The organism is Enterobacter sp. YSU (assembly GCF_016082135.1).
Taxonomy (GTDB): Bacteria; Pseudomonadota; Gammaproteobacteria; order Enterobacterales; family Enterobacteriaceae; genus Enterobacter; species Enterobacter hormaechei_C.
Genome location: NZ_CP059487.1, coordinates 540,169 through 555,804 on the forward strand (window position 1 = coordinate 540,169; position 15,636 = coordinate 555,804).

Below are 15,636 nucleotides of genomic sequence, written 5' to 3' on the forward strand. Positions count from 1 at the left end.
ACTGTCGAGATGATCTATGAAACGTGCCGTCGTCGTGTTCAGCGGAGGACAAGATTCCACCACCTGCCTGATTCAGGCGCTTCACCAGTATGATGAAGTGCACTGCGTCACTTTTGATTATGGTCAGCGTCATCGCGCTGAAATCGATGTCGCTCGTGAACTGGCCCTCAAACTGGGCGCCCGCGCTCATAAAGTGCTGGACGTGACGCTGTTAAATGAACTTGCCGTCAGCAGCCTCACCCGCGACAGCATTCCGGTGCCTGATTACGAACCGGATGCCAGCGGCATTCCGAACACCTTCGTACCGGGCCGCAACATTCTCTTCCTGACCCTGACGGCGATCTATGCCTACCAGGTGAAAGCCGAAGCGGTGATCACGGGCGTGTGTGAGACCGACTTCTCTGGCTACCCGGACTGCCGGGATGAATTCGTGAAAGCACTCAATCACGCTGTCGATCTGGGAATGGCAAAAGAGACCCGCTTCGAAACGCCGCTGATGTGGCTGGATAAGGCTGAAACCTGGGCCCTGGCCGACTACTGGGGCAAGCTGGATGTTGTTCGCAACGAGACCCTGACCTGCTACAACGGCATTAAAGGGGACGGCTGCGGGCAGTGTGCCGCCTGTAACCTGCGCGCGAACGGTCTGAATCATTATTTTGCGGATAAAGCGGGCGTGATGGCCGCGATGCAGAAAAAGACCGGGCTGAAATAAGGGCTACCTGACCGTGCTGTCGAACAGTTTTACACCGGCAGCACGGGTAATTTTCATCAGTGTAGTCAGCGTTGGGTTACCATTTTCGGACAGGGTGCGGTATAGCTGCTGACGTGAAAGCCCCGCTTTGGCTGAAATCTCTCCGATACCGCCGCGCGCTTCGATAACGCGTCTGAGGGCAATCAAATAGGCTGGGATCCCCTGGTCTTCGTAAATTTCATCCAGTGCAATTTGCAGATAGAGTTGCGCGTAAGAAGGATTTTCGCGCAGCATTTTGACTACAGCTTCATCATGGCTGACGGTACTTGAGAATTTTCGCTCACTTTTGCTCATTGGGTTTATCCTTTTGATGATCTTTCCAGTAGTCTATTGCCAGCATCACATCCGCTTTCTGGCTCTTTTTATCACCGCCGATCAGCAACAATAAGATTTCCCGACGCTGGACTGCAAAATAGACTCGATAACCGGGACCACAATCAACCTTCAACTCCCAGACACCCTCTCTGAGATAACGGTAATCGCCAAAATTCCCCTTCTCCGCGCGGTCGATTCGCAGAAGGATCCGAAACGCCAGCTCCGGATCCTTTCGTCTCATCTTTGCTACCCAATCCTCAAACGGTATTTTTCCGTCGCGGGTTCGGTAACGTTTAACAACGTAGTCCCTGTTCATGATTTTATCCCTGAATACCCTTTTTGTCTTTTATAAAAGACAAAACTTTACGCGATCATCAGCTCCAGCTTTTCGCGCAACTCCCCTTCCAGCGGCAACGCTTTCTGGGTTTTGAGATCGATACAGACAAAGGTGATCAGCGCATCGGCCACCACCTGCCCTTCTGGCTCCAGCGTAACGACCTGGCTCAATACACCACTTTTGCCATTCAGTTGTTGGACCTCACTGGTCACGGTGAGCACATCCCCCAGCACAGCCGGGCGGCGGTAGTTAATGTTGATATTGACGACCACAAACGCGATGTTGTGTGCGGTCAGCCACTGGAAGCTTTCGCTGTTCTCCAGGCCGTCCCAGCGCGCCTCTTCAAGAAATTCAAGGTAGCGGGCGTTATTGACGTGTTGGTAAACATCGAGGTGATAACCACGGACTTTGATTTGTGTCTGCATAGCGCAATAGCCTTTCGTTGTTATAGGTTCAGAGGTCATAACTGGTATGACCTCTTTATCCTGGCAAATTTTTGCCGCAGTGCAAGTGATTACGCGATTACAGCGTCAGGTGTGCGAGATTGCGCTCAACCAGCGCGCTGCCCATACCCGGCACCTGCTTGAGATCGTCAAGGGTTTTGAAAGGGCCATACTCTTCACGATAGCTGACGATGGCCTGCGCTTTTTTTAGACCCACACCATTCATAACGCGAGCAAGATCGTCCGCAGAGGCAGTATTGATACTGACCCGCGTACCCTCGTCCTCAATGGCTTTCGTGCTGGCCGTCGCGTTGGCTTTAACATGACCTTGTGACGTTGCATCGGCCTGGTTTTGTGCAGCCTGCGCTTTAACCGAGGGGGACGCCGCCAGCGCGCCCGCACTCATCCCGGAAGTGGCAATAGCCAGTGTAATTAACAGTGCTTTGATTCCACATTTCATGCTGTTTTCTCCTTGTTTGTTGACAGCCACGCCACGATAACCGCACGGGAAAACAGGGACAAACAACAGATTGCAGAAATGGAAAAGGCCGCGAAAGCGGCCTTTAATTTTTGCAGAGCGTTACGAAAATCTGCGAGCAGATACGTAATTATTGCTCCTGAGTGACCACATCACCCAGTTTGATTTTGGCTTCTTTACGCAGGTTGCTCATCATCGCTTCGAAAGCAATCTGGGCATTGTTCTGGGTAATTCCCTGAACCATGGCCTTCTTCTGCGCGTCTGGCAGCGTACCGGCTTTTACTTCATCCAGCGCCAGAAGCACCACGTTACCCTGCATATCGGTCGTGGTACCATAGACAGGTTTGTCTTTCGCCGGCAGACTCAGACCAAACGCCGCCTGGCTGACAGGGTCCTGACCGGTACGGCTCAGCGTTTTTGCTTCGCCAAAGCTCAGGCCAGCCGCTTTCAGCGCATCGTTCTTACCGGCTTTCAGATCGGCCAGAATTTTCTCTGCATCCAGTTTTGCCTGCTGTGCCGCTTTGTTGTGTTTGACCAGCGCCACCACCTGATCTTTCACTTCCGCCAGGGGCTTCACTGCCTCGGCTTTGTGCTCGCTGACGCGCAGTACGAACGCTCGGTCACCATCAACGGTAATGATGTCTGAGTTGCTGCCCGGCGTACCGTTCTCACCGACCAGACCACCATTGAAAATGGCATCTGAAACCGGTTTGAAGTTCAGTTCTTCCGGCAGGTTTTCGTGGCTGAACCAGCCTGTCTCAACCGCTTTCACGCCAGCAGCCTGCTCAGCGCCCGCCAGTGATTCGTTGTCGTTGCTTGCGGCATCGCTCACTTTCTGTTGCAGAGCATAGAAGGCGTCCAGCGCTTTCTCCTGCTTCACTTTCGCAGCGATATCATCACGAACGTCAGCCAGCGGCTTGGTTTTCGCCGCCACAACATCGTCCAGACGCGCCACCAGGAAACCAACGGAGGATTTGATTACACCAGACAGTTGGCCTTTCTCTTTCAGGCCTGCATTTTTCAGCTCGTCCGGGGTAGTGGACTCTTCCAGCCAGCCCATATCACCGCCGTTTTTGGCAGAAATAATGTCGGTGGATTTTGCTTTCGCTAAGGTGGCGAAATCAGCGCCTTTGTTCAGCTCGTCCAGCACGGCTTTCGCTTCTGCTTCCGTTTTGGTCTGGATCACGCTGTAACGGTTACGCTGCGGCTGAGTGAACTGATCCTGATGCTGGTCGTAATAAGACTGGATCTCGGCGTCAGTCGCGTTTTCCTGCATCGCAGCTGCATCCAGCTTGATATAGCTTACGCGGAACTGTTCCGGAGAGATTAAGTTGTTCTTGTTTTGCTCGTAGTAAGCATTAACTTCAGCGTCGCTAACCTGCTGTTTCGCTGCCAGTGCGTTGACATCAATCGTCGCTTCACGCACCACGCGTTGCTGCGCCACCAGTGCCGCCAGCTCTTCAGTTTCGCCTTTCAGCATGAAATCGGTGCCCACCACCGCGTTGATCAGCTGTTGCGTGGTCAACTGGTTACGCAGCGCCTGAGCGTACTGGTCAGCCGTCATACCCATCTGGTTAACAATGCTGTTGTAACGCGCGTTGTCGAACTTCCCATTAGACTGGAAAGCCTGCGTCGAGAAGATGGCTTTTTTAACCTGCTCATCGCTGATGCCCAGACCGAGGCTTTTCGCGTACTGATCCAGCAGCGCTTCGTCGATAAGGCGGTTCAGCGTCTGCTGACGCAGGTTTTTCATATAGCCTTCGTTGGCTGCAAGTTCAGAGTATTGGTCGCCCAGTTGCTGCTGCATGCGGTTACGTTCACCAGCAAAAGCGTTCTCGAACTGCCCACGGCTAATTTCCTGGCCATTCACTTTTGCGGCGTAGTTCGCGCCACCGCCGATGAGGTAACTACTCACACCGGTCAATATGAACGACACGATAATGATACCGAAAATAATCTTGAGCACGAGACTGTTAGCAGCCGTGCGTAAGCTGTCCATCATGGTGTAACAACACTCCGCTGTAGGTGACTGGTTACCTGACGCTGACGGAAAATCCTGACCGTCGCGCGTAAAGGCGTATTGTGACAAGAAAACAGGGCAATTGTCAGCCCACAACTCGCATAAACTCGCACAAATCAGGTCTGGACAAACAAAAAAGGCACATCAAACGATGCGCCCTTGTACTTTTCAGCTTCCCTGGAGCGGGAAAGCAATCAGTTTACTGCGTCTTTCAGCGCTTTACCTGCACGGAAACCCGGCACTTTAGCGGCAGCAATGGTGATCTCTTTACCGGTTTGAGGGTTGCGGCCAGTACGGGCTGCACGCTCTTTAACCGCAAAAGTACCGAAGCCTACCAGTGCAACGTCGTCCCCAGCTTGCAGAGATTCAGTAACAGAAGCAATTAAAGCATCTAAAGCACGTCCAGCTGCAGCTTTAGAAATATCAGCACCCGCAGCAATTTTGTCAATCAGTTGAGATTTATTCACTGTTCTCTTCCTCTCTTTATAATTTATATCGCACCTGAATCCTTCACAGCGCGACCGCGCAGCAGTTATATCAGTCCTGCTATGACCTTACAACACCCGTTGTTGATGGCTAACCCAATCAGCAATCTAAATTAGCTATACAAAAAAAGGCTGGCAAGTACGAAATGACTTACCAGCCTTGTTTTTATTGGCGCTCTTTGCGCGAGGTCACTATTTTGCGGTTACAACCTGCATTCCGGACGGTTCATTTTGCAGTGCGAGAGTCAGAACTTCCTCAATGCGTTTCACCGGATGGATCTGCAAATCGGCAATAACGTTGTCCGGAATCTCTTCCAGATCGCGTTTATTTTCGTAAGGGATCAATACGGTTTTGATCCCACCGCGGTGTGCCGCCAGCAGTTTTTCTTTTAACCCGCCGATAGGCAGTACCTGACCACGCAGCGTAATTTCACCGGTCATGGCCACATCAGCACGAACCGGGTTCCCTGTCAGGCAGGAAACCAGCGCCGTACACATGGCAATACCCGCGCTTGGGCCATCTTTCGGCGTCGCCCCTTCCGGAACGTGAACGTGAATGTCGCGTTTTTCGTAGAAATCCGGGTTGATACCCAGTTTTTCCGCGCGCGCGCGCACCACGGTCAGCGCCGCCTGGATGGACTCCTGCATCACTTCACCCAGTGAACCGGTGTAGGTCAGCTTGCCTTTGCCCGGGACACAGGCGGTTTCGATGGTCAGCAGATCGCCGCCCACTTCCGTCCATGCCAGACCGGTCACCTGACCAACGCGGTTTTCGTTGTCCGCACGACCGTAGTCGAAGCGCTGAACGCCAAGGTAAGCATGCAGATTGTCGCCGTTAATCACGATGTGCTTCAGGCTCTTATCCAGCAGCAGCTGTTTCACCGCCTTACGGCACAGCTTAGAGATCTCACGCTCGAGGCTACGAACGCCCGCTTCACGGGTGTAATAGCGAATGATGCCGATAATCGCGCTGTCCTCGACGGTCAGCTCGTTGGCTTTCAGCGCGTTACGCTCAATCTGTTTCGGCAGCAGGTGCTGCTTAGCAATGTTCAGCTTCTCATCTTCGGTATAACCGGAGAGACGAATCACTTCCATACGGTCCAGCAGCGGGGCCGGAATGTTCATGGAGTTGGAGGTCGCCACGAACATCACATCGCTCAGGTCGTAGTCCACTTCCAGGTAGTGATCGCTGAACGCCACGTTCTGTTCTGGATCAAGCACTTCCAGCAGCGCCGACGCCGGATCGCCACGCATGTCCGAAGACATTTTGTCGATCTCATCGAGCAGGAACAGCGGGTTTTTAACCCCCACTTTCGCCATCTTCTGGATCAGCTTGCCCGGCATGGAACCGATATAGGTGCGACGATGGCCGCGGATTTCCGCTTCATCGCGTACGCCGCCCAGCGCCATACGGATATACTTACGTCCGGTCGCTTTGGCGATGGACTGGCCCAGAGAGGTTTTACCCACGCCTGGAGGCCCTACCAGGCACAGGATTGGGCCTTTGATTTTGTTCACACGGCTCTGTACCGCGAGGTACTCAAGAATGCGGTCTTTCACGCGTTCCAGGCCGTAGTGGTCGGTATCGAGGATTTCCTGCGCCTGACGCAGGTCTTTTTTGACCTTGCTGCGGGCATTCCACGGAACCTGCACCATCCACTCAATATAGCCGCGCACGACGGTCGCCTCTGCCGACATCGGAGACATCATTTTCAGCTTCTGCAACTCAGCTTCGGCTTTCTCTTTCGCCTCTTTCGGCATCTTCGCCGCGTCGATCTTACGCTTCAGCGCTTCGTTTTCATCCGGCGCATCGTCCATCTCGCCGAGCTCTTTCTGAATGGCTTTCATTTGCTCGTTCAGATAGTACTCACGCTGCGATTTTTCCATCTGCTTTTTGACGCGGTTGCGAATGCGCTTCTCAACCTGGAGCAGATCGATCTCAGACTCCATCATCGCCATCAGGTATTCCAGACGTTCGTTAACGTCGGACATTTCCAGCACGGACTGTTTGTCGGCAAGCTTCAGCGGCATGTGCGCAGCGATGGTATCCGCCAGACGTGCAGGATCGTCGATGCTGTTCAGCGACGTCAGCACTTCAGGTGGGATTTTCTTATTCAGCTTGATGTAGCCTTCGAACTGGCTGATCGCGGTGCGTACCAGTACTTCCTGTTCGCGCTCATCAAGTTCCGGTGAATCAAGGTACTCCGCCTTCGCAGAGAAGTGCTCGCCATCGTCTGACAGAGTGGTAATACGCGCACGCTGTAAGCCTTCCACCAGCACCTTCACGGTGCCGTCTGGCAGCTTCAGCATCTGCAAAATAGAGGCCACGGTCCCGACGGTGAAAAGATCGTTTACACCCGGCTCATCCGTTGATGCTTCCTTCTGCGCGACCAACATGATTTTTTTATCATGATCCATGGCGGCTTCGAGGCAACGGATAGATTTTTCCCGCCCTACAAATAAGGGTATGACCATGTGCGGATAAACCACCACATCGCGCAACGGCAATACGGGGATTTCAATGCGTTCAGAACGCTCAGGATTCATAGAGCTCTCTCTTAGTTTAGTGTCCGCCAGGTAAACTGGTCATGTAACTGTGCTTCACACAACCATTAACATGTAATCCAGTATATGGGGATGTTTCCCATACATTCAACGCCATGAATACGGAAAAAGTAAAGGGGAGATAAAATCCCCCCTTTTTGATTAACTGATTGTATGAAATGGTGAATTATTCGCCAGATGCCTGCTGCGCTTCCGGTTTACCGTAAATCAGTAACGGCTTGGACTGGCCACCAATGACGGACTCGTCGATCACGACTTTTTCAACGTCTTCCATAGAAGGAAGATCGTACATCGTGTCGAGCAATGCTGCTTCTACGATAGAACGCAGGCCACGGGCACCGGTTTTACGCGCCATCGCTTTCTTGGCAATCGCGTCCAGTGCTTCGTCACGGAATTCCAGCTCAACGCCTTCCAGATTAAACAGCGCCTGATACTGCTTGGTCAGCGCGTTTTTCGGCTCTTTCAGGATCTGAATCAGCGCGTCTTCGCTCAGTTCGTTCAGGGTCGCCACAACCGGCAGACGGCCGATAAATTCCGGAATCAAACCGAATTTGATCAGATCTTCCGGTTCAACCTGCGCCAGCAGCTGGCCTTCGTTTGGTTTTTCAGACGTGGCTTTCACCGTTGCGCCAAAACCAATGCCGGAGCCGGTTTCCACACGGTGAGAGATCACTTTATCCAGGCCTGCAAACGCACCACCACAGATAAACAGGATCTTGGAGGTATCAACCTGCAAGAATTCCTGCTGCGGATGTTTACGCCCACCCTGCGGTGGAACAGCCGCAACCGTACCTTCGATCAGCTTCAGCAGCGCCTGCTGCACGCCCTCGCCCGAGACGTCACGGGTGATCGACGGGTTGTCTGATTTACGGGAGATTTTGTCGATCTCATCGATATAGACGATCCCGCGCTGGGCTTTCTGTACGTCGTAATCGCACTTCTGGAGCAGCTTCTGGATAATATTTTCAACGTCTTCACCCACATAACCGGCTTCGGTCAGGGTGGTGGCATCCGCCATGGTGAACGGAACATCCAGCAGGCGCGCCAGCGTTTCCGCCAGCAGGGTTTTACCAGAGCCCGTAGGCCCGATCAGCAGAATGTTACTTTTGCCCAGCTCTACGCCATTGCTGGTATCGCCGTTACGCAGACGTTTGTAGTGGTTGTATACCGCCACCGCCAGCACTTTTTTCGCCTGCTCCTGACCAATGACATAGTCATCCAGGTGGTGGCGAATCTCGTGTGGCGTTGGTAACGCGCTGCGCTCACGGTGCGGCGCGACTTCTTTAATCTCTTCGCGAATGATGTCGTTACATAAATCGACGCATTCGTCGCAGATATACACGGACGGCCCGGCAATCAGTTTACGCACTTCATGCTGGCTTTTGCCGCAAAAAGAGCAGTACAGCAGTTTGCCCGAACCATCTTTGCGTTTATCTGTCATGAGTCCAAACCTCTTTTTAAGTTCTATGTGCCGCACATGACGACGCAAATGCCATTCTCAGACGCAAGCTGCTTACAGGCAACGTTCCGCCCTACCTTAGTATAGCGGCACACTCGCGTCGCGGGCATCAATTACGATGGGTCAAAATGGAGTCGACTAAGCCGTACTCAACTGCCTCTGGTGCAGAGAGGAAGCGATCGCGCTCGGTATCGCGCTCGATCTGCTCGAGAGGTTGACCCGTATGCTGCGCCATAAGTTCATTCATGCGCGCTTTTACTTTCAGAATTTCTCGGGCGTGGATTTCAATATCCGTCGCCTGGCCCTGGTAACCACCCAGCGGCTGGTGAATCATCACGCGGGAGTTAGGCAGGCAGAAACGCTTACCTTTCGCCCCTGCGGTTAACAGGAAAGCACCCATGGATGCCGCCTGCCCCATACAGATGGTACTGACATCCGGCTTGATGAATTGCATGGTGTCATAAATTGACATGCCCGCCGTAATCACACCGCCTGGCGAGTTGATGTACAGGTAAATGTCTTTTTCCGGGTTTTCCGCTTCCAGGAACAGCATCTGCGCCACGATCAGGTTAGCCATATGGTCTTCCACCTGGCCGGTCAGAAAGATAACGCGTTCCTTGAGCAGACGGGAATAGATATCGAAAGAACGCTCACCGCGTGAGGTCTGTTCAATAACCATTGGCACCAGCGCCATATGGGGTGCAAAGTTATCTCGTTCGCCACTGTATGACATTTCCGTCTCCTGGTTCAAAATTGAAAACACCTGCTGTACTGATTGTAACCTTATGGACGGATTATCAGCCAGTCTCAATCATCGTGATTACATACTAATGGGGGTCGTCATGCCCTATTTCAAGCATAACAACGTTTTGTTGTAACGCTAACACTGAAAGGGCGTTTTAGCACCCTTCCAGGACTAAAGCTGTGATAAAAAAAACCCGTCGCCGGAGGGCAACGGGTTTTTTGTTCAAACTTTAAACCGTCGGGGCGAAATTACGCCTGCTGGTTCATCAGTTCGGTGAAAGAGGTCTCTTTTTCGGTCACTTTCGCTTTCGCCAGTACCGCTTCAACAGCCTGCTCTTCCAGTGCGACGTTGCGCATGTTGTCCATCAGCTCTTTGTTCTTACCGTAGAACTCGATCACTTCAGATGGATCTTCGTATGCAGAAGCCATCTCTTCGATCAGGCCTTTCACACGCTCTTCGTCAGCTTTCAGCTCGTGGGTACGAATCACTTCGCCCAGCAGCAGGCCGACAACAACGCGACGTTTCGCTTGCTCTTCGAACAGCTCGCGTGGCAGTTCCATCGCTTGCTGCTGGTTGCCACCGAAGCGCTGTGCAGCCTGACGGCGCAGAACGTCGATTTCGCTGTCGATCAGGGCAGCAGGAACGTCGATGTCGTTCGCTTTCACCAGACCTTCAATCGCCTGAGACTTCACGCGGTTACGTACAGCGCCGTTCAGCTCGCGCTCCATATTTTTACGCACTTCGGTACGCAGGCCCGCAACAGAACCATCTTCCACGCCGAAACGCTTGATGAATTCTTCGGTCAGTTCTGGCAGTTCGCGCTCTTCCACTTTCTTCAGGTTGATAACGAACTTCGCTGCTTTACCTTTCAGGTTTTCAGCGTGGTATTCTTCAGGGAAGGTCACGTCAATGGTGAACTCTTCGCCCGCTTTGTGGCCTTTGATACCGTCTTCGAAGCCTGGGATCATACGACCCTGGCCCATCGCCAGTACGAAGTCAGACGCTTTACCGCCTTCGAACTCTTCGCCGTCTACAGAACCGGTGAAGTCGATGGTTACGCGGTCTTCCGCGTCAACAGCGCCTTCTTTCTCTTTCCAGTTCGCCTGCTGCTTGCGCAGGGTATCCAGCATGCCGTCAACGTCTTCGTCAGTCACGGAAACGATCGGTTTTTCAACTTCGATAGATTCCAGACCTTTCAGCTCAACTTCCGGGTACACTTCGAACTCTACGGAGTAGGTGAAGTCTTCGCCCTGCTTGTATTCACCTGGAACGTAGTTCGGCGCGCCGGCTGGATTGATTTTTTCTTTGATGATCGCGTCGATAAAGTTGCGGCTCATCAGTTCACCCAGCACATCCTGACGCACGGAAGCGCCATAACGCTGAGCAACAACATTCATTGGTACTTTGCCCTTGCGGAAGCCGTCAATACGTACTTTTTTTGCTACGTTGACCAGCTCGCTTTTCACAGCAGTTTCGATGCTGTCAGCAGCGATAGTAATCGTTACACGGCGGCCAAGGCCTTGAGTGGTTTCAACTGAAACTTGCATCTTGTTACCTCAAAAAAATCACAGTGCTCGGTCAACTCTGAATCTGTCTGTTATACCGGGATGCTCTCTTATGTGCAGATTCACATTCCCTGTCGCCAGAATCATCCCGAAGACATTCAATAAGACGCGGCATTATAGCGGCATCACTTAGGTGAGTCGAGAACGGTTGGAGCATGTTGCTGCGGCTTTTTTCACACTTTAAGGCTATTTTTAGCCTTAAAAACGCGCCATCCGCTCAAAACTCAGACAAAACAAAACGGCCCGAAGGCCGTTTTGACGAAATCTGTAAGCAACATACTGGAAAAACTCCGGCGGTTGCAAATCCGATTTATCAGGCGATGGTGCCTGCACCCCGACAAGGCGGTGATGCGAATACCGTATCCTGTAGCCCTTCCCATTCCTTAATGGTGTAGGTATGCAGCGCCAGCGCATGTACGGTTGTGGAGAGTTCTTCCGTCAAGGTGCTGTAGATCAAGCGGTGTCGGTTCAGGAAACGTTCTCCCGTGAAGCGATCGCTGACCAGAACCACTTTAAAGTGGCTTTCAGAACCTGCCGGCACGTTATGACGATAGCTTTCGTCGACAACTTCGAGAAACACAGGGTTGAACGCTGCCCTTAATTTTTCTTCTATCTGTTCACGTATCATCATGAAATCACTCCTCCGACAACGCTAAGGTGTCACCCATCCCTTTAAATATTAGCCGCTTTTACCGGTTCCATTACACCTTGACAACAAATATTTAGCTTTCGTCTGATTTTCTCATCCAAACGAATGAAGTTCACTATGAGGTTCATACGTTTTGTCACTTACAGGCAGAGAAAAGCGGAAAGGTGGTCAGTTTTCGGACAAGGCGATGAATTTACATGCGTTGACCACTTCCCCTGGCCGTTAGCGATGTTATGATGGCGGCAATTTTTCTCTCTTTGCTTACGATTCGTTGAGAACCCGAAAATGTTAAAAAAACTCTTCTTTCCGTTGGTAGCACTCTTTATGCTCGCCGGCTGCGCGACTCCGCCGACGACCATTGACGTTTCACCAAAAATTACCCTGCCTCAGCAGGATCCAAGCCTGATGGGCGTCACAGTCAGCATTAATGGCGCCGATCAGCGTCAGGACCAGGCGCTGGCGAAAGTGACTCGCGACAACCAGCAGGTCACGCTGACCGCCTCCCGCGACCTGCGCTTCCTGTTGCAGGAAGTGCTGGAAAAACAGATGACCTCCCGTGGCTACATGATTGGCCCAAGCGGCGCGGTTGATCTGCAAATCATCGTGAACAACCTGTACGCTGACGTCTCCCAGGGTAACGTTCGCTACAACATTGCGACCAAAGCCGATATCGCCATCATTGCTACCGCGAAGAACGGCAATAAAATGAACAAAAACTACCGTGCAAGCTATTCCGTTGAAGGCGCATTCCAGGCCTCCAACAAAAATATCGCTGACGCGGTTAACAGTGTGCTGACTGACACCATTGCCGACATGGCACAGGACACCAGCATTCACGACTTCATCAAGCAGAACGCCCGTTAATCCTGCTGACTGACCCGGTGCTTCACCGGGTCAGTTCATAAGAACATGTCCAGTCACTACTTACGTATTTTCCAGCAACCGAAATCAGCTATTCTGCTGATCCTTGGTTTCGCCTCCGGTTTACCCCTTGCGCTCACCTCCGGCACGTTACAGGCGTGGATGACGGTTGAGAACATCGATCTTAAAACCATTGGTTTCTTCTCGCTCGTCGGCCAGGCTTACGTCTTTAAGTTCCTGTGGTCGCCGGTGATGGATCGCTATACCCCACCGTTCCTCGGGCGCCGTCGCGGCTGGTTAGTGATGACGCAGGTGCTGCTGTTGCTGGCCATTGCCGCAATGGGTTTCCTTGAGCCGTCAACACAGCTGCGCTGGATGGCCGCGCTTGCGGTGGTCATCGCCTTCTGCTCCGCTTCGCAGGACATTGTTTTTGACGCCTGGAAGACGGACGTCCTGCCAGCAGAAGAGCGTGGCGCCGGTGCGGCAATTAGCGTGCTTGGCTACCGCCTGGGTATGCTGGTTTCCGGCGGGCTGGCCCTCTGGCTTGCCGACCGCTATCTCGGCTGGCAGGGAATGTACTGGCTGATGGCCGCTCTGCTGATCCCCTGCATTATTGCCACGCTATTCGCGCCTGAACCGAGCGATGTGATTCCGGTCCCCCGCTCGCTGGAGCAGGCCGTCGCCGCACCGCTCCGCGACTTCTTTGGTCGCAATAATGCCTGGCTGATCCTGCTGCTGATTGTCCTTTATAAGCTTGGCGACGCTTTCGCCATGAGTCTGACCACCACCTTCCTGATCCGCGGCGTCGGGTTTGATGCGGGCGAAGTCGGCGTGGTGAACAAAACCCTGGGACTGTTTGCCACGATCGTCGGCGCGCTGTACGGCGGTGTATTGATGCAGCGCCTGACGCTGTTCCGCGCTCTGCTGATCTTCGGCATCCTTCAGGGCGCATCGAATGCCGGTTACTGGCTGCTGTCGATCACCGACAAGCATATGATCAGCATGGCGACGGCGGTATTCTTTGAAAACCTGTGTGGCGGTATGGGCACTGCGGCATTTGTCGCCCTGCTGATGACGCTGTGCAATAAGTCATTTTCCGCCACCCAATTTGCGCTACTGTCTGCCCTTTCTGCCGTCGGGCGCGTATACGTTGGCCCCGTCGCGGGCTGGTTTGTTGAAGCTCACGGCTGGCCGACGTTTTATCTCTTCTCGGTGGTGGCGGCGGTGCCGGGGATTTTATTGCTGCTGGTCTGTCGCCAGACGCTGGAATATACCCAGCGGACGGAACACTTCATGCCGCGCACGGAATATCAGGCTGCCTATCGGTTTGCCCTGCGTCTGCTGATGGCTGGTTGTCTTGCGCTGGTAGTGTGGCTCGCGGTACTCATCTTGAATGCGACGACCACCTTGTCGCTTCCGTTTGAAACCCAGCTGCTTGATGCAGGGGTGTTACTCGCCATCGTGGGTATCCTGACCGGTGGGATGCTGGATTTCATGTCATTGCGGAAAACGCAGATGACATGAAGTAAAAAGCGAAAGGTTATTTCCCGTTGTAATAACGACACGAAATTATAACGGCGAAATAACCGCCATCGGCAAAAAAAATATTTGTTGTTTTGTGCGGGATAGCATTCGGAAATTATTGGAGCTTATTTCGCTACGCTATTTTCCGTTAAACGATTCAGCATTCGAAAGATTGAATTTTCGTTTTTTAGTTGTCTTTTTATTGATAATTAATTGTTAATTATTTGTGTATTTTTCACAATGGTTATACCAATTGTCCCTTTTGCGGTATGCTGGGGCACCCTTTCGTTATAACGCCCGCTCCGTGCGGCTTCCCCCGGAAAACGCGACATAATTTGCAACACTTGTGACATGTGCGGCAGAACCCGGTAACACCTTCCTGACACAGGGCTAATGATGTTTACAGTAATGTAACCTTCCCGTAAAATGCCCCCACACTTTAAACGCCACCAGACTCCCGTGGAATTGAGGTCGTTAAATGAGACTCAGGAAATACAATAAAAGTTTGGGATGGTTGTCATTATTCGCAGGCACTGTATTACTCAGTGGCTGCGATTCTGCACTACTAGACCCCAAAGGACAGATTGGACTGGAACAACGTTCATTGATACTGACGGCTTTTGGCCTGATGTTGATTGTGGTTATTCCTGCCATCTTGATGGCTGTTGGTTTCGCCTGGAAGTATCGTGCGAGCAATAAAGATGCGAAGTATAGCCCTAACTGGTCACACTCCAATAAAGTGGAAGCTGTGGTCTGGACGGTACCTATTCTGATCATCCTGTTCCTTGCTGTACTGACCTGGAAAACCACTCACGCACTTGAGCCGAGCAAACCGCTGGTTCACGATGAAAAACCTATTACCATTGAAGTGGTCTCCATGGACTGGAAATGGTTCTTCATCTATCCAGAACAGGGCATTGCTACCGTGAATGAAATCGCCTTCCCGGCGAACACTCCGGTTCAGTTCAAAGTGACCTCCAACTCCGTAATGAACTCCTTCTTCATCCCACGTCTGGGCAGCCAGATTTACGCGATGGCCGGTATGCAGACTAACCTGCACCTGATCGCGAATGAAGCAGGCACCTACGACGGTATCTCCGCCAGCTATAGTGGCCCGGGCTTCTCGGGTATGAAGTTCAAAGCTATCGCTACGCCAGACCGCGCGACTTTCGACCAGTGGGTTGCAAAAGCGAAGCAGTCTCCAAACACCATGTCTGACATGGCGGCGTTCGAAAAAGTGGCTGCACCTAGCGAATACAACAAGGTGGAGTACTTCTCTAACGTGAAACCGAATCTGTTCAAAGACGTTATTGGCAAATTTATGGATCACGGCATGAGCATGGACATGACCCAGCCTGAAGGCGAGCACAACACGCACCAGGGTATGGAAGGCATGGACATGAGCCACGCGGAAACCGCTCACTAAGGGGCCGAGGAAG

15 protein-coding genes are annotated in these 15,636 nt (G+C 52.4%); 4 read left to right on the forward strand and 11 right to left on the reverse strand.

What is annotated here, in order from left to right:
- Window positions 1-16: 16 nt before the first annotated feature.
- A complete protein-coding gene (queC, locus tag H2Z33_RS02575) occupies window positions 17-712 on the forward strand; it encodes a 7-cyano-7-deazaguanine synthase QueC (protein ID WP_015571271.1) in 696 nt (231 codons plus the stop codon).
- A 3-nt stretch (window positions 713-715) separates the two neighbouring features.
- On the opposite strand, the gene H2Z33_RS02580 is transcribed toward queC, so the two are convergent.
- The 11 genes from H2Z33_RS02580 to bolA all read right to left on the reverse strand — a co-directional run bounded on the left by H2Z33_RS02580 (window position 716) and on the right by bolA (window position 11,794).
- The gene (locus H2Z33_RS02580) at window positions 716-1,045 is read right to left on the reverse strand and encodes a DNA-binding protein (protein ID WP_022650480.1); all 330 of its coding nucleotides are present in this window, start codon (window positions 1,043-1,045) and stop codon (window positions 716-718) included.
- A complete protein-coding gene (locus tag H2Z33_RS02585) occupies window positions 1,032-1,382 on the reverse strand; it encodes a type II toxin-antitoxin system RelE/ParE family toxin (protein WP_032670484.1) in 351 nt (116 codons plus the stop codon). Before H2Z33_RS02585 ends, H2Z33_RS02580 begins: the two co-directional genes overlap by 14 nt.
- 47 nt (window positions 1,383-1,429) lie before the next feature.
- The gene (locus H2Z33_RS02590) at window positions 1,430-1,828 is read right to left on the reverse strand and encodes a YbgC/FadM family acyl-CoA thioesterase (RefSeq protein WP_017694410.1); all 399 of its coding nucleotides are present in this window, start codon (window positions 1,826-1,828) and stop codon (window positions 1,430-1,432) included.
- A 97-nt stretch (window positions 1,829-1,925) separates the two neighbouring features.
- Window positions 1,926-2,306, reverse strand: a complete 381-nt coding sequence (locus H2Z33_RS02595; RefSeq protein WP_017383193.1) for a helix-hairpin-helix domain-containing protein — start codon at window positions 2,304-2,306, stop codon at window positions 1,926-1,928.
- A 148-nt stretch (window positions 2,307-2,454) separates the two neighbouring features.
- Window positions 2,455-4,326 carry a peptidylprolyl isomerase gene (gene ppiD, locus H2Z33_RS02600; protein ID WP_033486674.1) on the reverse strand — a complete coding sequence of 624 codons (1,872 nt, stop codon included), beginning with the start codon at window positions 4,324-4,326 and terminating at the stop codon, window positions 2,455-2,457.
- A 212-nt stretch (window positions 4,327-4,538) separates the two neighbouring features.
- The gene (hupB, locus tag H2Z33_RS02605) at window positions 4,539-4,811 is read right to left on the reverse strand and encodes a nucleoid-associated protein HU-beta (RefSeq protein WP_002444653.1); all 273 of its coding nucleotides are present in this window, start codon (window positions 4,809-4,811) and stop codon (window positions 4,539-4,541) included.
- A gap of 210 nt (window positions 4,812-5,021) precedes the next feature.
- Complete coding sequence (gene lon, locus H2Z33_RS02610; RefSeq protein WP_014882775.1) at window positions 5,022-7,376, reverse strand: endopeptidase La; 2,355 nt, start codon at window positions 7,374-7,376, stop codon at window positions 5,022-5,024.
- A gap of 184 nt (window positions 7,377-7,560) precedes the next feature.
- The gene (gene clpX / locus H2Z33_RS02615) at window positions 7,561-8,835 is read right to left on the reverse strand and encodes an ATP-dependent protease ATP-binding subunit ClpX (RefSeq protein WP_015571275.1); all 1,275 of its coding nucleotides are present in this window, start codon (window positions 8,833-8,835) and stop codon (window positions 7,561-7,563) included.
- A gap of 127 nt (window positions 8,836-8,962) precedes the next feature.
- Window positions 8,963-9,586: an ATP-dependent Clp endopeptidase proteolytic subunit ClpP gene (gene clpP / locus H2Z33_RS02620; protein WP_006809880.1), complete on the reverse strand. Its 624-nt coding sequence runs from the start codon at window positions 9,584-9,586 to the stop codon at window positions 8,963-8,965.
- A 260-nt stretch (window positions 9,587-9,846) separates the two neighbouring features.
- Window positions 9,847-11,145 (reverse strand): trigger factor, encoded by a 1,299-nt coding sequence (tig, locus tag H2Z33_RS02625; RefSeq protein ID WP_015571277.1) that lies wholly within the window; start codon window positions 11,143-11,145, stop codon window positions 9,847-9,849.
- A gap of 331 nt (window positions 11,146-11,476) precedes the next feature.
- The gene (gene bolA / locus H2Z33_RS02630) at window positions 11,477-11,794 is read right to left on the reverse strand and encodes a transcriptional regulator BolA (protein ID WP_003859051.1); all 318 of its coding nucleotides are present in this window, start codon (window positions 11,792-11,794) and stop codon (window positions 11,477-11,479) included.
- 303 nt (window positions 11,795-12,097) lie between these two features.
- Here bolA and H2Z33_RS02635 point away from each other — a divergent pair, with 303 nt between their 5' ends.
- From H2Z33_RS02635 to cyoA, 3 genes are all read left to right on the forward strand, one after another.
- On the forward strand, window positions 12,098-12,676 hold the full coding sequence (locus H2Z33_RS02635; RefSeq protein WP_003859052.1) for a lipoprotein: 579 nt from the start codon (window positions 12,098-12,100) through the stop codon (window positions 12,674-12,676).
- 45 nt (window positions 12,677-12,721) lie between these two features.
- Complete coding sequence (gene ampG, locus H2Z33_RS02640) at window positions 12,722-14,197, forward strand: muropeptide MFS transporter AmpG (RefSeq protein WP_017383190.1); 1,476 nt, start codon at window positions 12,722-12,724, stop codon at window positions 14,195-14,197.
- Between the two features lie 478 nt (window positions 14,198-14,675).
- Complete coding sequence (cyoA, locus tag H2Z33_RS02645; protein WP_006809886.1) at window positions 14,676-15,623, forward strand: cytochrome o ubiquinol oxidase subunit II; 948 nt, start codon at window positions 14,676-14,678, stop codon at window positions 15,621-15,623.
- The last annotated feature ends 13 nt before the right edge of the window (window positions 15,624-15,636 follow it).

What these genes read in the sequence shown, in the direction of transcription:
- lon (WP_014882775.1), bottom strand. Translation starts at nt 7,376, where the DNA reads ATGAATCCTGAGCGTTCTGAACGCATTGAAATCCCCGTATTGCCGTTG.
- H2Z33_RS02585 (WP_032670484.1), bottom strand. Translation starts at nt 1,382, where the DNA reads ATGAACAGGGACTACGTTGTTAAACGTTACCGAACCCGCGACGGAAAA.
- H2Z33_RS02580 (WP_022650480.1), bottom strand. Translation starts at nt 1,045, where the DNA reads ATGAGCAAAAGTGAGCGAAAATTCTCAAGTACCGTCAGCCATGATGAA.
- bolA (WP_003859051.1), bottom strand. Translation starts at nt 11,794, where the DNA reads ATGATGATACGTGAACAGATAGAAGAAAAATTAAGGGCAGCGTTCAAC.
- ppiD (WP_033486674.1), bottom strand. Translation starts at nt 4,326, where the DNA reads ATGATGGACAGCTTACGCACGGCTGCTAACAGTCTCGTGCTCAAGATT.
- H2Z33_RS02595 (WP_017383193.1), bottom strand. Translation starts at nt 2,306, where the DNA reads ATGAAATGTGGAATCAAAGCACTGTTAATTACACTGGCTATTGCCACT.
- H2Z33_RS02590 (WP_017694410.1), bottom strand. Translation starts at nt 1,828, where the DNA reads ATGCAGACACAAATCAAAGTCCGTGGTTATCACCTCGATGTTTACCAA.
- clpP (WP_006809880.1), bottom strand. Translation starts at nt 9,586, where the DNA reads ATGTCATACAGTGGCGAACGAGATAACTTTGCACCCCATATGGCGCTG.
- tig (WP_015571277.1), bottom strand. Translation starts at nt 11,145, where the DNA reads ATGCAAGTTTCAGTTGAAACCACTCAAGGCCTTGGCCGCCGTGTAACG.
- clpX (WP_015571275.1), bottom strand. Translation starts at nt 8,835, where the DNA reads ATGACAGATAAACGCAAAGATGGTTCGGGCAAACTGCTGTACTGCTCT.
- queC (WP_015571271.1), top strand. Translation starts at nt 17, where the DNA reads ATGAAACGTGCCGTCGTCGTGTTCAGCGGAGGACAAGATTCCACCACC.
- H2Z33_RS02635 (WP_003859052.1), top strand. Translation starts at nt 12,098, where the DNA reads ATGTTAAAAAAACTCTTCTTTCCGTTGGTAGCACTCTTTATGCTCGCC.
- ampG (WP_017383190.1), top strand. Translation starts at nt 12,722, where the DNA reads ATGTCCAGTCACTACTTACGTATTTTCCAGCAACCGAAATCAGCTATT.
- cyoA (WP_006809886.1), top strand. Translation starts at nt 14,676, where the DNA reads ATGAGACTCAGGAAATACAATAAAAGTTTGGGATGGTTGTCATTATTC.